A 17,768-nucleotide genomic window follows, 5' to 3' on the forward strand; every position below is an offset into this window, starting at 1 on the left:
TCACCGCGACCCGTCCACCGGCAGTCCTGCTCCGGGAGGCCCCCCATGCCCGCCACCGCCCCCACCTGGGACCCTGCCCAGTACCTGCGCCACGCCGGCCACCGCGCCCGCCCCTTCACCGACCTCCTCGCCCACGTCCCCGACCCGCCCCGCACCCCCGCCCGCATCGCCGACCTCGGCTGCGGCCCCGGCAACGCCACCGTGCTGCTCACCGAACGCTGGCCCACCGCCCGCGTCACCGGCTACGACAGCTCGCCCGACATGCTGGAACGGGCCCGCGAGCACGCCGGCCCCACCCCCGGCGGCGGACACCTCGGCTTCGCCCCCGCCGACGCCCGTACCTGGACCCCCGCCGCACCGCACGACCTGATCATCAGCAACGCCACCCTCCAGTGGGTCCCCGGCCACCGCGAGCGCTTCCCCGACTGGATCGCCGCCCTCGCCCCCGGCGGCACCCTCGCCTTCCAGGTCCCCGGCAACTTCGACGCCCCCAGCCACCGCCTGCTGCGCGAACTCGCCGCCGCCCCGCGCTGGCGCACCCGCCTCGCCGGCACCCTGCGCCACGGCGACGCCGTCCACACCCCCGAGGAGTACCTCGCCGCCCTCACCGCCCTCGGCTGCGCCGCCGACGTGTGGGAGACGACCTACGTCCACCTGCTGACCGGCGAGGACCCCGTGCTGGACTGGGTCCGCGGCACCGCGCTGCGTCCGGTGCTCGACGCCCTCGACGACGACCCCGAGGCCCGGGACGCGTTCGTCGCCGAGTACCGCACCGCCCTGCGCGCCGCCTATCCGCAGGGGGCGCGGGGCACGCCGTTCCCGTTCCGGCGGGTGTTCGCGGTGGCCCGGAAGACGGCCTGACGCCCGCCCCCGCTCACACCACCCCGTCCGCCACCAGACCCTCGACCTCCCCCGCCGTCAGGCCCAGCTCCATGAGGACGGCCCGGGTGTGCTCGCCCAGCGCCGGTACCGCCTCCATCCGGGGCGCACCGGCGGCGGGGCCGGGCGGTGCCAGGGCCGGGACCGGGCCGGCCGGGGTCGGCAGCGCGTGCCAGCGGCCCCGGGCCGCCAACTGGGGGTGGTCCCACACCTCGGCCAGGGTGTTCACCCGCGCGTTGGCCACCGGCACGGCACCGAGCAGCTCGACGGCCTCCGCGCCGGTCAGCTCCCCGAACCGGGCCGCGATCAGCCGGCCCAGCTCCTCCCGGCGCGCGTCCCGGTCCGCGTTGGTGGCGTAGCGCGGGTCGTCGGCCAGGTCCGGGCGGCCCAGGAAGCCCGTACAGAAGCCGCGCCACTCGCGGTCGTTCTGGACCGCCATCAGCACGACCTTGCCGTCCCCCGCCGCGAACGGGCCGTACGGACAGATCGTCGGGTGCGCGGCCCCCGCCCGGGGCGGCGGCGGGGCGCCGTCGAAGGCGTAGTAGAGGGGGAAGCCCATCCAGTCGACGGTCGCCTCCAGCATCGACACGTCCAGGTGCGTGCCCTCCCCGGTCCGTACGCGCTCCAGCAGCGCCGCCAGGACCGAGCCGTACGCGTGCGTCCCGGCCGCGATGTCCGACACCGCGATCCCCGCCTTGGCCATGGCGTCCGGCGTACCGGTCACCGACAGCAGCCCGGCCTCGCACTGCACCAGCAGGTCGTACGCCTTGCGGTCCGCGTAGGGGCCCGAGGAGCCGTACCCCGAGATGTCGCAGACGATCAGGCGGGGGTGGCGGGCCCGCAGCTCCGCCGCGCCGAGCCCGGCCCGCGCGGCGGCCCCCGGCGCCAGGTTCTGCAGGAAGACGTCCGCGCCGGCGATCAGCCGCCGCAGCACGTCCAGGCCGCGCGGGTCCTTGAAGTCGAGGGTCACCGACTCCTTGTTGCGGTTGGCCCACACGAAGTGCGAACTCAACCCGCGCACCCGGCCGTCGTAGGCCCGGGCGAAGTCACCCGACCCCGGCCGCTCCACCTTGATCACACGCGCGCCGAGATCGGCGAGCTGACGGCTGGCGTAGGGAGCGGCGACCGCCTGTTCGAGGGCGACGACGGTGACTCCGCGCAGCGGCTGCATCAGGCCCCCGGGGGTCAGCTCTTGCGGTGGCCGATCAGCCGCGGCTTCTGCTCCAGCCCGTCCAGCCCGTGCCAGGCCAGATTGACCAGGTGCGCGGCGACCTCCGCCTTCTTCGGCTTGCGCACGTCCAGCCACCACTGCCCGGTCAGCGCGACCATCCCGACCAGCGCCTGCGCGTACAGCGGGGCCAGCTTCGAGTCGAAGCCGCGGTTCTTGAACTCGCGGCCCAGGATGTCCTCCACCTGGGTGGCGATGTCCGAGATCAGGGAGGCGAAGGAACCCGTGGACTGGGGGATGGGGGAGTCACGGACCAGGATGCGGAAACCGTCCGTGTACTCCTCGATGTAGTCGAGGAGGGCGAACGCCGCCTGCTCGCACAGTTCCCGGGGGTGCCCGGCGGTCAGGGACGACGTCACCATGTCGAGCAGCCGCCGCATCTCGCGGTCCACCACCACCGCGTAGAGCCCCTCCTTGCCGCCGAAGTGCTCGTACACCACCGGCTTGGACACCCCCGCCTTCGCGGCGATCTCCTCCACCGACGTGCCCTCGAAACCCTTGGCGGCGAAGAGGGTGCGGCCGATCTCCAGCAGCTGTTGGCGGCGCTCGGCGCCGGTCATCCGGGTGCGGCGCACGCGCCGCGGCTTCTCAATGCCTGGGGTGCTGCTGGAGTCGGTCGCCACGGCTTCCATCATGCCGCCTCGACCGTCTCCTTCCGGCGGCGGGAACGGTCTTCGGCCGTGGTACGGCGCGAATCGATACGCGAGCGTGACGGCCAGCGCACGTCATAGGCCCAGCCGAGCAGCTCGAAGAAGCGGATGAACCGCGCCGAGGAGTCGATCTGCCCGCGCTCCACACCGTGCCGCGCGGAGGTCGGGTCGGCGTGGTGCAGGTTGTGCCAGGACTCGCCGCAGGACAGGATCGCCAGCCACCACACGTTGCCGGAGCGGTCCCGCGACTTGAACGGGCGCTTGCCGACCGCGTGACAGATCGAGTTGATCGACCAGGTGACGTGGTGCAGCAGCGCCACCCGGACGAGTGAACCCCAGAAGAACGCGGTGAACGCGCCCCACCAGGACATCGTCACCAGACCGCCGATCAGCGCCGGAAGCAGCAGCGAGGCCGCGGTCCACAGCACGAACTGGCGGGAGATCGCGCGCAGCGTACCGTCCTTGATCAGATCCGGAGCGTACTTGTCCTGCGGGGTCTGCTCCTCGTCGAACATCCAGGCGATGTGGGCCCACCACAGGCCCTTGATCAGGGCCGGCACCGTCTCCCCGTACCGCCACGGCGAATGCGGATCGCCCTCGGCGTCGGAGAACTTGTGGTGCTTGCGGTGATCGGCGACCCAGCGGACCAGCGGCCCCTCCACCGCCATCGACCCCGCGATCGCCAGCGCGATCTTCAAGGGCCGCTTCGCCTTGAAGGACCCGTGGGTGAAGTGACGGTGGAAACCGATGGTGATGCCGTGGCACCCGAGGAAGTAGAAGAAGACGAGGAGACCGAGGTCCAGCCAGCTCACACCCCACCCCCAGGCCAGCGGCACCGCCGCCACCAGCGCCAGGAACGGGACCGTGATGAAGAGCAGCAGGGTGATCTGCTCGATCGAACGCTTCTGCTCACCGCCCAGCGTCGCGGAGGCGGAGGCGGCGGCGGAGGCGGCAGAAGCGGCGGAAGATTCGTCGGGCACCTTCGGAGAGTCCGGGATCGCATCGGAACTCGTGGTCATGCGCGTCCCCTGGGGGGTCGAGGGTAGAGGTCAGGATGCCGGGCCGCGGAGACCTGCGGTCGTCCCTACGGTTCCGTAACCTACGGCAACGTAAGTATGGCAGTGCGTAACCGCTCGGCAAGAGCCCCAGAGCCTGCGCGTCCCGGTGGACACCTATCCTGGGAGTCGGTCGGACAGCGCGGTCCGCTCTGACTCTTTCCCGGACGTCCGGCCCCGTAAGCGGCACCCGCCGCGCGGAGACGCCGTCCGGGTTCCCTCCCAGACGAGCTTCAACACTGCAAGGAGCCGCACCTGTGAGCAGTGCCGACGACCAGACCACCACGGCGACCACCAGCAGCGAACTGCGCGCCGACATCCGCCGGCTGGGCGATCTCCTGGGCGAGACCCTCGTCCGCCAGGAGGGCCCCGAGCTGCTGGAGCTCGTCGAAAAGGTCCGCCGACTCACCCGAGAGGACGGCGAGGCCGCCGCGGAGCTGCTGCGCGGCACCGAACTGCAGACCGCGGCCAAGCTGGTCCGCGCCTTCTCCACCTACTTCCACCTCGCCAACGTCACCGAGCAGGTCCACCGCGGCCGCGAACTGCGCGCCAAGCGCGCCGCCGAAGGCGGCCTCCTCGCCCGTACCGCCGACCGGCTGAAGGACGCCGACCCCGACCACCTGCGGGACACGGTCGCCAACCTCAACGTGCGCCCCGTCTTCACCGCGCACCCCACCGAGGCCGCCCGCCGCTCCGTCCTCAACAAGCTCCGCCGCATCGCCGCCCTCCTCGACACCCCCGTCATCGAGTCCGACCGGCGCCGCCTGGACACCCGCCTCGCCGAGAACATCGACCTCGTCTGGCAGACCGACGAACTGCGCGTCGTCCGCCCCGAACCGGCCGACGAGGCCCGCAACGCCATCTACTACCTGGACGAGCTGCACGCGGGCGCCGTCGGCGACGTCCTGGAGGACCTGACCGCCGAGCTGGAGCGGGTCGGCGTCAAGCTCCCCGACGACACCCGCCCCCTCACCTTCGGCACCTGGATCGGCGGCGACCGCGACGGCAACCCCAACGTCACCCCCCAGGTCACCTGGGACGTCCTCATCCTCCAGCACGAACACGGCATCAACGACGCCCTGGAGATGATCGACGAGCTGCGCGGCTTCCTCTCCAACTCCATCCGCTACACCGGCGCCACCCAGGAACTCCTGGACTCCCTCACCGCCGACCTCGACCGCCTCCCCGAGATCAGCCCCCGCTACAAGCGCCTCAACGCCGAGGAGCCCTACCGGCTCAAGGCCACCGCCATCCGGCAGAAGCTGGAGAACACCAAGACCCGGCTGGCCACCAACACCCCGCACAAGCCGGGCCACGACTACCTCGGCACCGCCGAACTCCTCGACGACCTGCGCCTGCTCCAGACCTCCCTGCGCGAGCACCGCGGCGGCCTCTTCGCCGACGGCCGCCTCGCCCGCACCATCCGCACGCTGGCCGCCTTCGGCCTCCAGCTCGCCACCATGGACGTCCGCGAACACGCCGACGCCCACCACCACGCCCTCGGCCAGCTCTTCGACCGGCTCGGCGAGGAATCCTGGCGCTACGCCGACATGCCCCGCGAGTACCGCACCAAGCTCCTCGCCAAGGAACTGCGCAGCCGCAGGCCGCTCGCCCCCACCCCGGCCCCCGTCGACGCCGCCGGCGAGAAGACCCTCGGCGTCTTCCAGACCGTCAAGCGCGCCCTGGAGGTCTTCGGCCCCGAGGTCATCGAGTCCTACATCATCTCCATGTGCCAGGGCGCCGACGACGTCTTCGCCGCCGCCGTCCTCGCCCGCGAGGCCGGCCTCATCGACCTGCACGCCGGCTGGGCCAAGATCGGCATCGTGCCGCTCCTGGAGACCACGGACGAGCTGAAGGCCGCCGACACCATCCTGGAGGACCTGCTCTCCGACCCCTCCTACCGGCGCCTGGTCGCCCTGCGCGGCGACGTGCAGGAAGTCATGCTCGGCTACTCGGACTCGTCGAAGTTCGGCGGCATCACCACGTCGCAGTGGGAGATCCACCGCGCCCAGCGGCGACTGCGCGACGTCGCCCACCGCTACGGGGTGCGGCTGCGGTTGTTCCACGGCCGCGGCGGCACCGTCGGGCGCGGCGGCGGCCCCTCCCACGACGCCATCCTCGCCCAGCCCTGGGGCACCCTGGAGGGTGAGATCAAGGTGACGGAGCAGGGCGAGGTGATCTCCGACAAGTACCTCGTACCGTCCCTCGCGAGGGAGAACCTGGAACTGACGGTCGCCGCCACCCTCCAGGCATCCGCCCTGCACACCGCCCCCCGCCAGTCCGACGAGGCCCTCGCCCGCTGGGACGCCGCCATGGACGTCGTCTCCGACGCCGCCCACACCGCCTACCGGCGGCTGGTCGAGGACCCGGACCTGCCGTCCTACTTCCTCGCCTCCACGCCCGTCGACCAGCTCGCCGACCTGCACCTGGGCTCCCGGCCCTCCCGCCGCCCCGGCTCGGGCGTCTCGCTCGACGGACTGCGCGCCATCCCCTGGGTGTTCGGCTGGACCCAGTCCCGGCAGATCGTCCCCGGCTGGTTCGGCGTCGGCTCCGGACTGAAGGCCCTGCGCGAGGCCGGCCTCGACACCGTCCTGGACGAGATGCACCAGCAGTGGCACTTCTTCCAGAACTTCATCTCCAACGTCGAGATGACCCTCGCCAAGACCGACCTGCGCATCGCCCAGCACTACGTCGACACCCTCGTCCCCGACGAACTGAAGCACGTCTTCGACGTCATCAAGGCCGAACACGACCTCACCGTCGCCGAAGTCCTCAAGGTCACCGGCGAGACCGAACTCCTCGACGCCCAGCCCGTCCTCAAGCAGACCTTCAGCATCCGCGACGCCTACCTCGACCCGATCTCCTACCTCCAGGTCGCCCTGCTCAAGCGCCACCGCGACGCCGCCGCCGGCGGCACCGACCCCGACCCGCTGCTCGCCCGAGCCCTGCTGCTCACCGTCAACGGAGTCGCCGCCGGCCTGCGCAACACCGGCTGACCCCCGTACGCACGCATGCCCCCGCGCCGCACGCCCGGCGCGGGGGCATCGTCATACCGCCACGAACGCCGCCGTCAGCAACACCACACCCGACCCCGCCAGCACCCACCCCGCCCGCGTCCGCCGCAGCCCGCCCGCCACCACCACCGACGCCAGGAGCAGCGCGCCGCCCATCGGCACCCACGCGTACAGCACCCCGCCCGGCCCCGACCGCACCGCCACGTGCTCGTCGGCGGCCCCCGGCTTCAGCACGACCGCGTACGTCTCCCCCTTCGCCACGGCCGGCGAATCCTCCAGCACCACCCGGTCCCGGGCCACCGACCCCACCGACACCGGCGTGTACGGACCCCCGCACACCCCGTCGGCGCACCCCGTCACCTCGACCGTGCCGCGCTCCCGGCCCTTGGTCAGCATCACGTACTGCGCGGTGCCCCACGACGCCCACACCCCGGCGACGAGGATCAGCACGGTGACCGTGCCCATCGCCGCGACCCGCCCGAAAGAGACCACCGCAGAAGGCATGGCCGCGATCCTTGGCCATGCCCGCACACACGGTCAAGTTCTCAGGAGTTGTACGCCGACTGGGCCCGCTCCAGACCCTCCGACACCAGACACTCCACCGCGTCCGCCGCCCGGTCCACGAACCAGTCCAGCTCCTTGCGCTCCACCGACGAGAAGTCCCTCAGCACGAAGTCCGCCACCTGCATCCGCCCCGGCGGCCGCCCGATCCCGCACCGCACCCGGTGGTAGTCCGGCCCCATCGCCTTCGTCATCGACTTCAGACCGTTGTGCCCGTTGTCCCCGCCGCCCAGCTTCAGCCGCAGCACCCCGAAGTCGATGTCCAGCTCGTCGTGGACCGCCACCACCCGGTCGGCCGGCACCTTGTAGAAGTCCCGCAGCGCCGTCACCGGACCACCCGACAGGTTCATGTACGACATCGGCTTCGCCAGCACCACCCGCCGCGACCCCGGCCCCGGCGGCCCGACCCGGCCCTCCACGACCTGCGCCTGCGCCTTGCCGTGCCGCTTGAACCGCCCGCCCATCCGCTCCGCCAGCAGATCGGCCACCATGAAACCGACGTTGTGCCGGTTCCCCGCGTACTCCGGACCGGGATTGCCCAGCCCCGCGATCAGCCAGGGCGCACCGGAATCGGTCGTCACGTCCATGTCTCCCTTGATACGCGCCAGCCGCTGCCCCCCAGGAAAACAGGGGAACAGCGGCTGACGAAACGACGCCTACGAGACCGCACAGGTCACGAAGACCGCGGGGCTCAGGCCTCCGCGCCCTCGCCCTCGGCGCCCTCACCCTCGGACTCCTCGGCCTGCGCGGCCAGGACCTGCAGGACCACCGTGTCACCGTCGACACCCAGCTTGGTACCGGCCGGCAGCGGGATGTCCTTCGCCAGGATCGACGCACCGGCCTCCAGGCCCTGCACCGAAACGGTGACCGACTCGGGGATGTGCGTGGCCTCGGCCTCGACCGGCAGCGCGTTCAGCACGTGCTCCAGCAGGTTGCCGCCCGGCGCCAGCTCACCCTCGGTCTGCACGTAGATCTCGACGCTGACCGTCTCACCACGCTGCACCAGCTGCAGGTCGACGTGCTCCAGGAAACCCTTGATCGGGTCACGCTGCACCGACTTCGGGATCGCCAGCTCGTTCGTCTTGCCGTCGATGTCCAGCGCGATCAGCACGTTCGGCGTACGCAGCGCCAGCAGCAGCTCGTGACCCGGCAGCGTCAGGTGCAGCGGGTCCGAACCGTGCCCGTACAGCACACCCGGAACCTTGTCCTCACGACGGATACGGCGCGCGGCACCCTTGCCGAACTCGCTGCGCGTCTCGGCGGAGATCTTCACCTCGGACATAGTCACTCCTCGTAATAAGTACAGAACGGACGTGGTCACCCGGCCACGAACGGCCTGCTACGAAGAGCGCGTCGATAACGGACCGCCGCAAACCTGCACGAACAGGTGCGGCCTCCCTCGCCGAGCAACTTCAGCAGTCTACTCGGCGAGGGAGGCCGCACCCAAAACGATCTCTCGCGACGACTTACTGCTCGTCGAAGAGGCTCGTCACCGAACCGTCCTCGAACACCTCACGCACCGCACGCGCGATCGTCGGCGCGATCGACAACACCGTGATCTTGTCCAGCTCCAGCTCACCCGGCGTCGGCAGCGTGTTCGTCAGCACGAACTCGCTCACCTTCGAGTTCTTCAGCCGGTCCGCCGCCGGACCCGACAGCACACCGTGCGTCGCCGTCACGATGACGTCCTCCGCACCGTGCGCGAACAGCGCGTCCGCCGCCGCGCAGATCGTGCCACCCGTGTCGATCATGTCGTCGACCAGGACACAGATCCGGCCCTTCACATCACCCACGACCTCGTGCACGGTCACCTGATTCGCCACGTCCTTGTCACGCCGCTTGTGCACGATCGCCAGCGGCGCGCCCAGCCGGTCGCACCAGCGGTCCGCGACCCGCACCCGGCCCGCGTCCGGGGACACCACCGTCAGCTTGTCCGGGTCCACCTTCGCGCCCACGTAGTCCGCCAGCAGCGGCAGCGCGAAGAGATGGTCGACGGGCCCGTCGAAGAAGCCCTGGATCTGGTCCGTGTGCAGATCCACGGCCAGAATCCGGTCCGCGCCCGCCGTCTTCATCAGATCCGCGATCAGACGCGCCGAGATCGGTTCACGGCCCCGGTGCTTCTTGTCCTGCCGCGCGTAACCGTAGAACGGCACGATGACGGTGATGGAGCGGGCCGACGCGCGCTTCAGCGCGTCGATCATGATCAACTGCTCCATGACCCACTTGTTGATCGGAGCCGTGTGGCTCTGGATCAGAAAACAGTCCGCACCACGGGCCGACTCCTGATAACGCACATAGATCTCACCGTTGGCGAAATCGAAGGCCTTCGTCGGGACGACCCCGACACCCAGCTCATGGGCGATCTCCTCGGCAAGCTCGGGGTGGGCGCGGCCGGAGAAGAACATCATCTTCTTCTCGCCGGTCGTCTTGATCCCGGTCACAGCACTGTCTCCTCAGAGGTTTCGCAGCCGGAGCAGAGCGGACGTCCCGGCTGGTAAGGGTGCGGGTGTGCACTTATCACGGTACGACGACTTCGACGCACCGGTTTCCGGTCACTCTCCGGCGCCCGGCTCCCGGGACGCCTCCTCGGCCGCCCGCGCCGCCGCACTCCCCGGCCGCTTACGGGCCACCCAACCCTCGATATTCCGCTGCTGGCCCCGGGCGACAGCCAGCGAACCGGGCGGCACGTCCTTCGTGATCACGGACCCGGCGGCGGTGTAAGCGCCGTCCCCGACCGTGACAGGAGCCACAAACATGTTGTCCGACCCCGTACGGCAGTGAGAGCCCACGGTGGTGTGGTGTTTGTCCTGTCCGTCATAGTTCACGAACACACTCGCCGCACCGATGTTCGTGTACTCACCGATCGTCGCGTCCCCGACATACGACAGGTGCGGCACCTTCGTGCCCTCACCGATCGACGCGTTCTTCGTCTCGACGTACGTACCGATCTTGCCCTTCACGCCCAGCCGCGTCCCCGGACGCAGATACGCGAACGGCCCGACCGTCGCCTGGGCGCCCACCTCCGCGCCCTGCGCCACCGTGTTGTCCACCCGCGCGCCGGCCCCCACCCGGGTGTCCGTCAGCCGCGAGTTCGGCCCGACCTCCGCGCCCTCGCCGAGATGCGTGGCACCGTGCAGCTGCGTGTTCGGATGCACGGTGGCGTCCCGCTCGAAGGTCACGGTCACGTCCAGCCACGTCGACGCGGGGTCCACGACCGTCACCCCGGCCAGCATCGCCGCCGTCAGCAGCCGGTCGTTCAGAATCCGCCGCGCCTCGGCCAGCTGCACCCGGTTGTTGATCCCGGCGATCTCCCGGTGATCGGCCGCGACACACGCCCCGACCCGGTGACCGGCCTGCCGCAGGATCCCCAGCACATCCGTCAGGTACTCCTCACCCTGACTGTTGTCCGTCCGCACCTTGCCGAGCGCGTCCGAGAGCAACTGCCCGTCGAACGCGAACACCCCCGAGTTGATCTCCAGGATCGCCCGCTGCGCGTCGTCGGCGTCCTTGTGCTCCACGATCGCCGTGACGGCACCGGTGCTCTCGTCCCGCACGATCCGCCCGTACCCCGTCGCGTCCGGCACCTCGGCCGTCAGCACGGTCACGGCGTTGCCGTCGGCGGTGTGGGTGGCGGCGAGCGAGGCGAGCGTGCCGGCGGTGAGCAGCGGGGTGTCCCCGCACACGACCACGACCGTCCCCTCCACGGTGCCGCCCAGCTCCTCCAGCCCCATCCGCACGGCGTGCCCGGTGCCGTTCTGCTGCTCCTGGACGGCGGTACGGACGGCGGGGGCCACCTCGGCGAGGTGGGCGGTGACCTTCTCGCGGGCGTGCCCGACGACGACGACCAGGTTCTCGGGGTCCAGTTCGCCTGCGGCGGCGAGCACATGGCCCACGAGGGAGCGGCCGCAGATGTCGTGCAGGACCTTCGGCGTGGCCGACTTCATACGGGTGCCCTCACCCGCTGCGAGAACGACGACGGCTGCCGGGCGGTTGGCGCTCACGGGATGCCCTTCGGCTGTGGGTGGGGGTGGACATCCGCAGGATACCGGGGGGTTACGTGAGGAACATGAGTGTGGGCCCTGACTGTGCTGTCAAGGCCCAGAAGAGCAGCTCCGCCGCTAGGACTCGAACCTAGACCGAAACACCTCCAAAGGGTGCCGTGCTGCCAATTACACTACGGCGGATCGCTGCCTCAGACCTTACCGGAGGGCGGCGGGCTGCCAAGAACGATTCCGTTCCACCAGCCCTCGATCTGGCGGTGCAGCCCGGCGCTCTGGAGTACGGCCACACGGAGGCACCCGTGGTAACCCTCACCGACGTTGGTGCGGTTGGTCTTGGGGTTGTGTTTCTTCAGGCTGGTCTTGAGCAGGTCGTGCACCTCGATGCCGACCTGTCGCGCCCAGTAGGACTCGGCCGCGGGGACGTCGGCTGATTCGTGGATGTTGACGGAGAACCGCCAGCGCGCCCGCTCGACTCCGATCAAGTCGAGCCATGCGAGGAAGACGCGGATCATGCTCGCGTCGCTGTTCACGAAGATCACCCGCCGATGGGAGCCGCCCTTCGCCTTGGCTCCCTCGGACCAGTAGAGGCCAACTCCCATCAGAAACAGCTCGCGGTCGGTTAGCGAGCCGATCTCCTGTGTTGCTGTCGCCTGAGCATGCGCCCGTTCCTCGGTGCGCATCGCGTGCTGGTGCTCCCAGCGTTTCCGGGCCGCGAGCCGAGCCTGTTCTGAGGGGGGACGCCTGGCTGGCCGGGGGAGATCGCGCACCCACAGGGACACCGAGCTCCTGGAACAACCCAGCTCCACCTCGATCTGGTCGTACGTCCATCCTTGAAGTCGCAGCTCACGCGCTTTCGCCCTCAAGTCGTCCTTCGCGTTCGGGCGCTTCGTCCAGGCCGGCGGCGGTTCCCCCTTCACCAGCTGATTGAGGATGTCGTTGTTGAACACCTTCAACTCGTCCCTGATCTGCCGAAGGCTGTAACCCGCGCGGCGCAGCGCGACCGCCTTCTCCCTCAAGCCCTCGAAGTCGGCGTACTTGCCCTGTGGGTGTGTGGTCATGGGAACACCGTCCGGGCGGAATGCGGGGCTCCGGGGGTGGTCGGTGATCGGTTCACGCGTTCGAGGGATATCGCGTCGTATCGCTACCGTACTGTCACCCTCCGTGGTGTAGCCCAATCCATCAAAACTCCCCGGAAATGCGCTGCCGCGCGCCCGTAGGCTGGAGGCATGACCACGACGGGGGACATGCAGGTGACGGCCCGCGGTGGGCCTTGGTGGTGGGAGCGGCGGCGCGGTGCGGTGCTCGATGTGGGCCTCGCGGTGGTGTCGGCGCTGGAGTGCGCGGCGGAGGGGGTTCCGTTCGCGTGGGACGCGGGGATTCCGGTCGCGGCCGGGGTGCTGTTCGGTCTGCTGGCCGGCTCGGTGCTGCTGGTGCGGCGGAAGTGGCCGATCGCGGTGGTGCTGGTGGCGATCGCCGTCACGCCGGCGCAGATGGGCTTCCTGATGGGGATCGTCGGTCTGTACACGCTGGCGGCGTGTGAGCTGCCGCGCCGGATCATCGGGTCGCTGGCGGGGATGTCGCTGCTGGGGACGTTGATCGTGACGTTCGTGCGGGTGCGGCAGGACATGGCGCGGGGGGATCTGGGGATCGGCGACTGGTTCGTGCCGTTCGCCGCTGTCACGACGTCGTTGGGGCTGACGGCGCCTCCGGTGCTGCTGGGGCTGTACGTGGGGGCGCGGCGGCGGCTGATGGAGAGCTTGCGGGAGCGGGCGGACGATCTGGAGCGGGAGCTCCAGTTGCTCGCGGAGCGGGCGGAGGAGCGGGCCGAGTGGGCGCGCAATGAGGAGCGGACGCGGATCGCGCGGGAGATGCATGACGTGGTCGCGCATCGGGTGAGCCTGATGGTGGTGCATGCCGCCGCGCTTCAGGCGGTGGCGCGGAAGGATCCGGAGAAGGCGGTGAAGAACGCCGCGCTGGTGGGGGACATGGGGCGGCAGGCGCTGACCGAGTTGCGGGAGATGCTCGGGGTGTTGCGCAGCGGGGGGCAGGAGACGCCGCGGGAGCGGGCGTCGGTGCCGTTGGCGGCGGTGGGGGCGGCGGCCGCGGCGGCGGCTTCGCGGGCGGCCGAGGCGGACGGGGAGGGGCCGTCGTTGGCGGAGCTGGACGAGTTGGTGGGGCAGTCGGCGGCGGCGGGGATGGTGGTGGACCTGTCGGTGCAGGGGGAGTCGCGGTCGTATGCGCCGGTGGTGGAGCAGACGGCGTTCCGGGTGGTGCAGGAGGCGTTGACGAACGTGCACAAGCACGCGTCGGGTGCGAAGACGTACGTACGTCTGGCGCATCGGGCGTCGGAGATCGCGATGCAGGTGGAGAACGATCCGCCGCCGGAGCCGGCGTCGGCGTCGGCGGCGGGGCTGCCGTCGGGGGGCAATGGTCTGGTGGGGATGAAGGAGCGGGTCGCGGCGCTGGGTGGGGTGTTCGTGTCGGGGCCGACGGATGCGGGGGGTTTCCGGGTGTCGGCGGTGATTCCCGCTTCGTCTGTTTCGTGAGTCAGATGAGTCGATGAGTCAGATGAGTCAGACGGTGCTGAGGCGGGCGGGTTCGGTGCCGTTGACGAGGGCGCCGAGGGCGTGGTCGATGTCGGGTCCGAGGTACCAGTCGCCGGTGTGGTCGAGGGCGTAGACGCGGCCGTGGGTGTCGATGGCGAGGAGGGCCTGGGTGTCGGTCTCGGTGCCGAGGGGGCAGACCTCGGTGTCGAGGGCGCGGCCGAGGTCGCCGAGGGTGCGGGCGAGGTGGAGGCCGTGGAGGGGGTCGAGGTGGAGGGTGGCGGGGGCGATCTGCCGGCCGGGTCCGGTGGGGGTGAGGGTGAGGCCGCCGAATTCGGCCCAGGCTTCGACGGCTGCGGGGAAGACGGTGTGGCGGTGGCCGGCGGGTGAGGTGTGGCCGCGGAGGGTGTCGGCCCAGTATTCGGCTTGTTTGATGTCCCAGCGTCCGGGTTGCCAGCCGGCGTCGCGCAGGGCGGCGTCGACGGGGACGGGGAATCGGGTGGTGCCGGTCTTGGTGCGGTCGGGGTGCATCGGCCTTCGTTCGTCGTCCGTACGGGGGTTGCGGGTGGGGTCAGCCGGTGGTCGGCGTGGGGTCGACGATGCGGACGCCGAAGTGGGCGCTGAGGGCGGTGCAGGTGCGGCAGGGCGGGGCGAAGGTGCCGTGCAGGGGGTCGCCGTCCTCGCGGATGTGGCGGGTGGTGAGTTTGGCGTGTTTGAGGGCCTTGCGGGCTTCGCCGTTGGTCATGGGGCGGCGGGCGGCGCGTTTGCTGCGGGCGGCGTCGGCGGTGGTGAGGTGCCGGGAGATGAGGATGGTCTCGGCGCAGCGGCCGGTGAAGCGGTCGCGTTGTGAGCTGGTGAGGGTGTCGAGGAAGTCCTGTACGAGGGGGTGCAGGGCGGGGGGTGTGTCGCCGCGGGCGGCGGTGCCGGTGAGGGTGGTGCCGCGGACGGAGAGGGCGGCGGCGACGGTGGGGAGTATGCCGTCGCGGCGGTGGCGCAGGGTGGGCGCGTGGGGTGTTTCGGCGCTGCTCCAGCCGATGCGGGGGTCGCCGGTGCGGGGGTCGTCGGACCTGCCGGTCCGGTGTCCCGTCTGTGTCGCGCTCATGAACGTCATCCCCTCCTGAACCTCCCCCGGAGGTCACAGACTGCCAAATGGCGTGGCGGGTGGGGAAGCTGGGGCGTGGCGACACGCCCGGTTATGGGCGGTCTGTCACCGGTACGTGACGGATGGTCACGGAAGCGGAGAGGTGTGTCGCCGGTACCGGTGACTGGTGCCGGTGACCGGTGTCGTCGTACCGCATAGGCTGTCGTCACCGCGTGTGGTGCGGGGTCCTGGCAGTTCCGGACGTGTCTTCGGACCGGCTGCGTACAACCCCGTACAACCCCATGCAACTCCTCACAGCTCCATACAGTTTCAGTCAGCTCCAGACAGTCAGACACAGCGTCCGTACGGACGGCTGACGGACATACGCCGCAGGGGGCAACCGCCATGACGACAGGTCGGCTCGGGCTGGGGGTTCCTCCCGGCCGCCAGGTTGAGGGACGGGCCGTGCCGCCGAACGCGGCCTACGCCGGGCAGGTCGTGCATTTTCCCGATCCGGTGCGGGCGGCGCGTCACCCGCGAGGGGTACGGGTGGACGGGAGCGGTTACCCGGATTTCTCGCCGTACGCGCGGGCGGCGGCGGAGGTCGCGGAGCCGCCGGGCGGGTTCGGTGTCGACGAGTTGCGGCTGACGGACTACGTGTCGGCGAACGCGGCGTTGTCCGCGTCGGGGCACGAGCTGTGGGACACGGTGCCGGCGGTGGCGACGCCGCACGGCTGGACGTGGCACCACGTGGTGGGGTCGCGGCGGCTGGAGCTGGTGCCGGTCGAGGTGAAGGCGTTGCTGCGGCATCACGGCGGGATCGCGACGGCGGCGGTGGACCAGGGCAAGCGGGGGACGCGGCCGTTGGAGGAGACGCGTCCGGCGCACTTCGGTCTGCCGAAGTCGGGGGTGGCGGTGTCGGAGCAGCAGGTGCTGGGGGTGGAGGAGGACCTCGGGTACCGGTTGCCGGGCGCGTACCGGTCGTTCCTGAAGGCGGCGGGGGGCTGTGCGCCGGTGGGGACGGCGCTGGACGCGGAGTTGGGGCTGCTGGTCGATCAGCCGTTCTTCACGGTGCGTGAGGAGGCGGCCGTCAATGACCTGGTCTACGTCAACAAGTGTCTGCGGGACCATCTGACCAAGGACTACCTGGGTGTCGCGTTCGTGCAGGGCGGGCTGCTGGCGGTGAAGGTGAAGGGCGAGCGGGCCGGTTCGGTGTGGTTCTGCGCGTACGACGACGCGCGGGACGTCGATCCGGGGTGGTCGCCGGCCGAGCGGTCGGAGCGGTTGCTGTTGCCGTGCGGTGAGGACTTCGACGCGTTTCTGTCGCGGCTGGCGGGGTCGCCGCCGGAGTTGGAGACGGTGGCGGATCTGATGGTGGACGGCGGGTTCGCGCGGGCGGTGCCGGTGTCGTCCGCGGCGGCTGCGGGAGAGTGAGCTGGCGATGGTGACGTTCGCGCAGGCGCAGGAGCGCGCCGAGGAATGGATCAACGGGGACGTTCCGGCGTACCAGCACCGTGAGGTGCGGGTGCGGGAGTTCGGGCTCGGGTTCGTGGTGTGGGGCGAGGACCGGGAGGGCGGGCCGCGTTCGGACGGCGGTGCGCAGCGGTTGGTGATCGCCCGGGACAGCGGGGACGCGACGCTGTGGCCGGGGCTGCCGGTGGGTGAGGTGATCCGCCGGTACGAGGAGGAGTACGGCCGCTCGGAGGTGGTCGCCGGGCCGGTGCCGGCGGCGCGGGCGGATCTGAACCAGACGTCGTTCCTGCTGAGTCCGCCGGAGTGGTTGCAGGAGGCGGCGGACAAGCTGGGGATTCCGGACCGGCGGCGCGGGGGCGGGACGGAGGCGGGTGCGGCGGGTTCCGGGGGGTCTGCGGGTTCCGGGGGGGCCGCGGGCTCGCCGGGGTCGGTGGGTTCGCCTGGCTCGTCGGTTGCTTCGGGGCCGGGGGTTTCGGGGGCTTCGCCGACTTCGGCTGCTCCGGGGGTTCCGGGGGCTTCGCCGGCTAGTGGGGCGGCGTGGCCGGTTGCCGGTGGGGGTGCGGACGGGGCCGACAGGACCGGCGGGACCGACGGGAGTGCGGGTGGCGAGGTGGCCGGAGGGCCGGCCGTGCCGCCCGGGGCCACGCCGTGGGCCGGGACGGACACCAACGGGGACGGGGGCGAGGACCGTTCCGTTCCGCTGCCCGAAACCGTGTTCGCGTCGCAGTTGAGCGATGACGACATCGCCGCCGATGCCGTCGACACCGGCGACGCCGAGCCGGCCGGGGCGATCGTGGACGCCGGCACGGCGCGGCTGACGCGGGGTGGCGGGCTGCCACCGACGAAGGAGACGGGTACGGGGACAGGTACGGCTACGGCTACGGGGGAGGTGGCCGGGCCGGGTGCGCCGTCGTCCCCTTCGGTGCCGGGCGTGCCCCTGCCTCCGCAGGCGGCGCCTGACGCGCGGCCGGGGAGCCCGTCCGGGCCGTCGGTGCCGGGGACGCCGCCGGTGCCAGGGGCGCCGTCCCAGTCCTCCGGCGTGCCGCAGCCGCCCGCAGCGCCGCCGGTGCCGGGCGCTCCGCCCCATGCCTCCGGTGTGCCGCAGGCTCCTGGTGCGCCTGGCGTCACGCAGCCGCCCCCTCCGGTGCCGCCCGGTGTTCCGGGCACCCCCGCGGCACCTCCCGCCGCCCCCGGCGTACCCGGCGTGCCGGGTCCCGCAGGGGCGCAGGCCGGTGTTCACCACGCCCCCACCGTGCCAACCGCGCCCCCGCACGGCCCCGGCG

15 protein-coding genes and 1 tRNA gene are annotated in these 17,768 nt (G+C 71.3%); 4 read left to right on the forward strand and 12 right to left on the reverse strand.

From position 1 onward, the window contains the following. The first annotated feature begins 45 nt into the window (after positions 1-45). Positions 46-861, forward strand: coding sequence for a trans-aconitate 2-methyltransferase (locus tag J7I94_RS28600; RefSeq protein ID WP_215171564.1), 816 nt, complete (start codon positions 46-48; stop codon positions 859-861). Positions 862-874: 13 nt separating this feature from the next. Here J7I94_RS28600 and J7I94_RS28605 read toward each other — a convergent pair whose 3' ends face one another. The 3 genes from J7I94_RS28605 to J7I94_RS28615 are packed head-to-tail and all read right to left on the reverse strand — an operon-like array spanning position 875 to position 3,776. Continuing rightward, entirely contained in the window at positions 875-2,050 is a 1,176-nt protein-coding gene (locus J7I94_RS28605) for a CaiB/BaiF CoA-transferase family protein (protein ID WP_215171565.1), read from the reverse strand. A gap of 14 nt (positions 2,051-2,064) precedes the next feature. Then, positions 2,065-2,742, reverse strand: a complete 678-nt coding sequence (locus tag J7I94_RS28610; RefSeq protein ID WP_215171568.1) for a TetR/AcrR family transcriptional regulator — start codon at positions 2,740-2,742, stop codon at positions 2,065-2,067. After that, a complete protein-coding gene (locus tag J7I94_RS28615) occupies positions 2,739-3,776 on the reverse strand; it encodes an acyl-CoA desaturase (RefSeq protein WP_215171570.1) in 1,038 nt (345 codons plus the stop codon). Before J7I94_RS28615 ends, J7I94_RS28610 begins: the two co-directional genes overlap by 4 nt. Positions 3,777-4,069: 293 nt before the next feature. Between J7I94_RS28615 and ppc the strand changes: the two genes are divergently transcribed. Then, positions 4,070-6,808, forward strand: a complete 2,739-nt coding sequence (gene ppc, locus J7I94_RS28620; RefSeq protein WP_215171572.1) for a phosphoenolpyruvate carboxylase — start codon at positions 4,070-4,072, stop codon at positions 6,806-6,808. 51 nt (positions 6,809-6,859) lie between these two features. Here the strand turns inward: ppc and J7I94_RS28625 are convergent, their stop codons facing one another. The 7 genes from J7I94_RS28625 to J7I94_RS28655 form a co-directional block, all read right to left on the reverse strand. Further along, positions 6,860-7,330, reverse strand: a complete 471-nt coding sequence (locus J7I94_RS28625; RefSeq protein WP_215171574.1) for a hypothetical protein — start codon at positions 7,328-7,330, stop codon at positions 6,860-6,862. Positions 7,331-7,371: 41 nt separating this feature from the next. After that, positions 7,372-7,974, reverse strand: a complete 603-nt coding sequence (gene pth / locus J7I94_RS28630; RefSeq protein ID WP_215171576.1) for an aminoacyl-tRNA hydrolase — start codon at positions 7,972-7,974, stop codon at positions 7,372-7,374. A gap of 104 nt (positions 7,975-8,078) precedes the next feature. Beyond that, a complete protein-coding gene (locus J7I94_RS28635; RefSeq protein WP_215171578.1) occupies positions 8,079-8,669 on the reverse strand; it encodes a 50S ribosomal protein L25/general stress protein Ctc in 591 nt (196 codons plus the stop codon). A 184-nt stretch (positions 8,670-8,853) separates the two neighbouring features. Beyond that, the gene (locus J7I94_RS28640; protein ID WP_215171579.1) at positions 8,854-9,828 is read right to left on the reverse strand and encodes a ribose-phosphate diphosphokinase; all 975 of its coding nucleotides are present in this window, start codon (positions 9,826-9,828) and stop codon (positions 8,854-8,856) included. 111 nt (positions 9,829-9,939) lie between these two features. After that, positions 9,940-11,388, reverse strand: coding sequence for a bifunctional UDP-N-acetylglucosamine diphosphorylase/glucosamine-1-phosphate N-acetyltransferase GlmU (glmU, locus tag J7I94_RS28645; protein WP_215171580.1), 1,449 nt, complete (start codon positions 11,386-11,388; stop codon positions 9,940-9,942). Positions 11,389-11,497: 109 nt separating this feature from the next. Beyond that, positions 11,498-11,571: transfer RNA gene (locus J7I94_RS28650), tRNA-Gln, on the reverse strand. An 8-nt stretch (positions 11,572-11,579) separates the two neighbouring features. Then, positions 11,580-12,446: a hypothetical protein gene (locus J7I94_RS28655; RefSeq protein ID WP_215171581.1), complete on the reverse strand. Its 867-nt coding sequence runs from the start codon at positions 12,444-12,446 to the stop codon at positions 11,580-11,582. A 168-nt stretch (positions 12,447-12,614) separates the two neighbouring features. Between J7I94_RS28655 and J7I94_RS28660 the strand changes: the two genes are divergently transcribed. Continuing rightward, positions 12,615-13,934, forward strand: coding sequence for a sensor histidine kinase (locus J7I94_RS28660; protein WP_215171582.1), 1,320 nt, complete (start codon positions 12,615-12,617; stop codon positions 13,932-13,934). Between the two features lie 27 nt (positions 13,935-13,961). On the opposite strand, the gene J7I94_RS28665 is transcribed toward J7I94_RS28660, so the two are convergent. Together J7I94_RS28665 and J7I94_RS28670 are read right to left on the reverse strand one after the other, a co-directional pair. Beyond that, the gene (locus J7I94_RS28665) at positions 13,962-14,462 is read right to left on the reverse strand and encodes an SUKH-3 domain-containing protein (RefSeq protein ID WP_215171583.1); all 501 of its coding nucleotides are present in this window, start codon (positions 14,460-14,462) and stop codon (positions 13,962-13,964) included. A 40-nt stretch (positions 14,463-14,502) separates the two neighbouring features. Continuing rightward, complete coding sequence (locus J7I94_RS28670) at positions 14,503-15,033, reverse strand: YwqJ-related putative deaminase (protein WP_215171584.1); 531 nt, start codon at positions 15,031-15,033, stop codon at positions 14,503-14,505. Positions 15,034-15,417: 384 nt separating this feature from the next. Between J7I94_RS28670 and J7I94_RS28675 the strand changes: the two genes are divergently transcribed. Further along, on the forward strand, positions 15,418-16,446 hold the full coding sequence (locus tag J7I94_RS28675) for an SMI1/KNR4 family protein (protein ID WP_215171585.1): 1,029 nt from the start codon (positions 15,418-15,420) through the stop codon (positions 16,444-16,446). Positions 16,447-17,768: the final 1,322 nt, after the last annotated feature.

Origin of the sequence: Streptomyces sp. ISL-12 (assembly GCF_018614415.1) — a bacterium.
Lineage (GTDB): Bacteria > Actinomycetota > Actinomycetes > Streptomycetales > Streptomycetaceae > Streptomyces.

Coding starts and splice junctions, on each gene's coding strand:
- J7I94_RS28600 (WP_215171564.1), top strand. CDS start 46: ATGCCCGCCACCGCCCCCACCTGGGACCCTGCCCAGTACCTGCGCCAC.
- J7I94_RS28605 (WP_215171565.1), bottom strand. CDS start 2,050: ATGCAGCCGCTGCGCGGAGTCACCGTCGTCGCCCTCGAACAGGCGGTC.
- J7I94_RS28610 (WP_215171568.1), bottom strand. CDS start 2,742: ATGATGGAAGCCGTGGCGACCGACTCCAGCAGCACCCCAGGCATTGAG.
- J7I94_RS28615 (WP_215171570.1), bottom strand. CDS start 3,776: ATGACCACGAGTTCCGATGCGATCCCGGACTCTCCGAAGGTGCCCGAC.
- J7I94_RS28625 (WP_215171574.1), bottom strand. CDS start 7,330: ATGCCTTCTGCGGTGGTCTCTTTCGGGCGGGTCGCGGCGATGGGCACG.
- pth (WP_215171576.1), bottom strand. CDS start 7,974: ATGGACGTGACGACCGATTCCGGTGCGCCCTGGCTGATCGCGGGGCTG.
- J7I94_RS28635 (WP_215171578.1), bottom strand. CDS start 8,669: ATGTCCGAGGTGAAGATCTCCGCCGAGACGCGCAGCGAGTTCGGCAAG.
- J7I94_RS28655 (WP_215171581.1), bottom strand. CDS start 12,446: ATGACCACACACCCACAGGGCAAGTACGCCGACTTCGAGGGCTTGAGG.
- J7I94_RS28660 (WP_215171582.1), top strand. CDS start 12,615: ATGACCACGACGGGGGACATGCAGGTGACGGCCCGCGGTGGGCCTTGG.
- J7I94_RS28665 (WP_215171583.1), bottom strand. CDS start 14,462: ATGCACCCCGACCGCACCAAGACCGGCACCACCCGATTCCCCGTCCCC.
- J7I94_RS28670 (WP_215171584.1), bottom strand. CDS start 15,033: ATGAGCGCGACACAGACGGGACACCGGACCGGCAGGTCCGACGACCCC.
- J7I94_RS28675 (WP_215171585.1), top strand. CDS start 15,418: ATGACGACAGGTCGGCTCGGGCTGGGGGTTCCTCCCGGCCGCCAGGTT.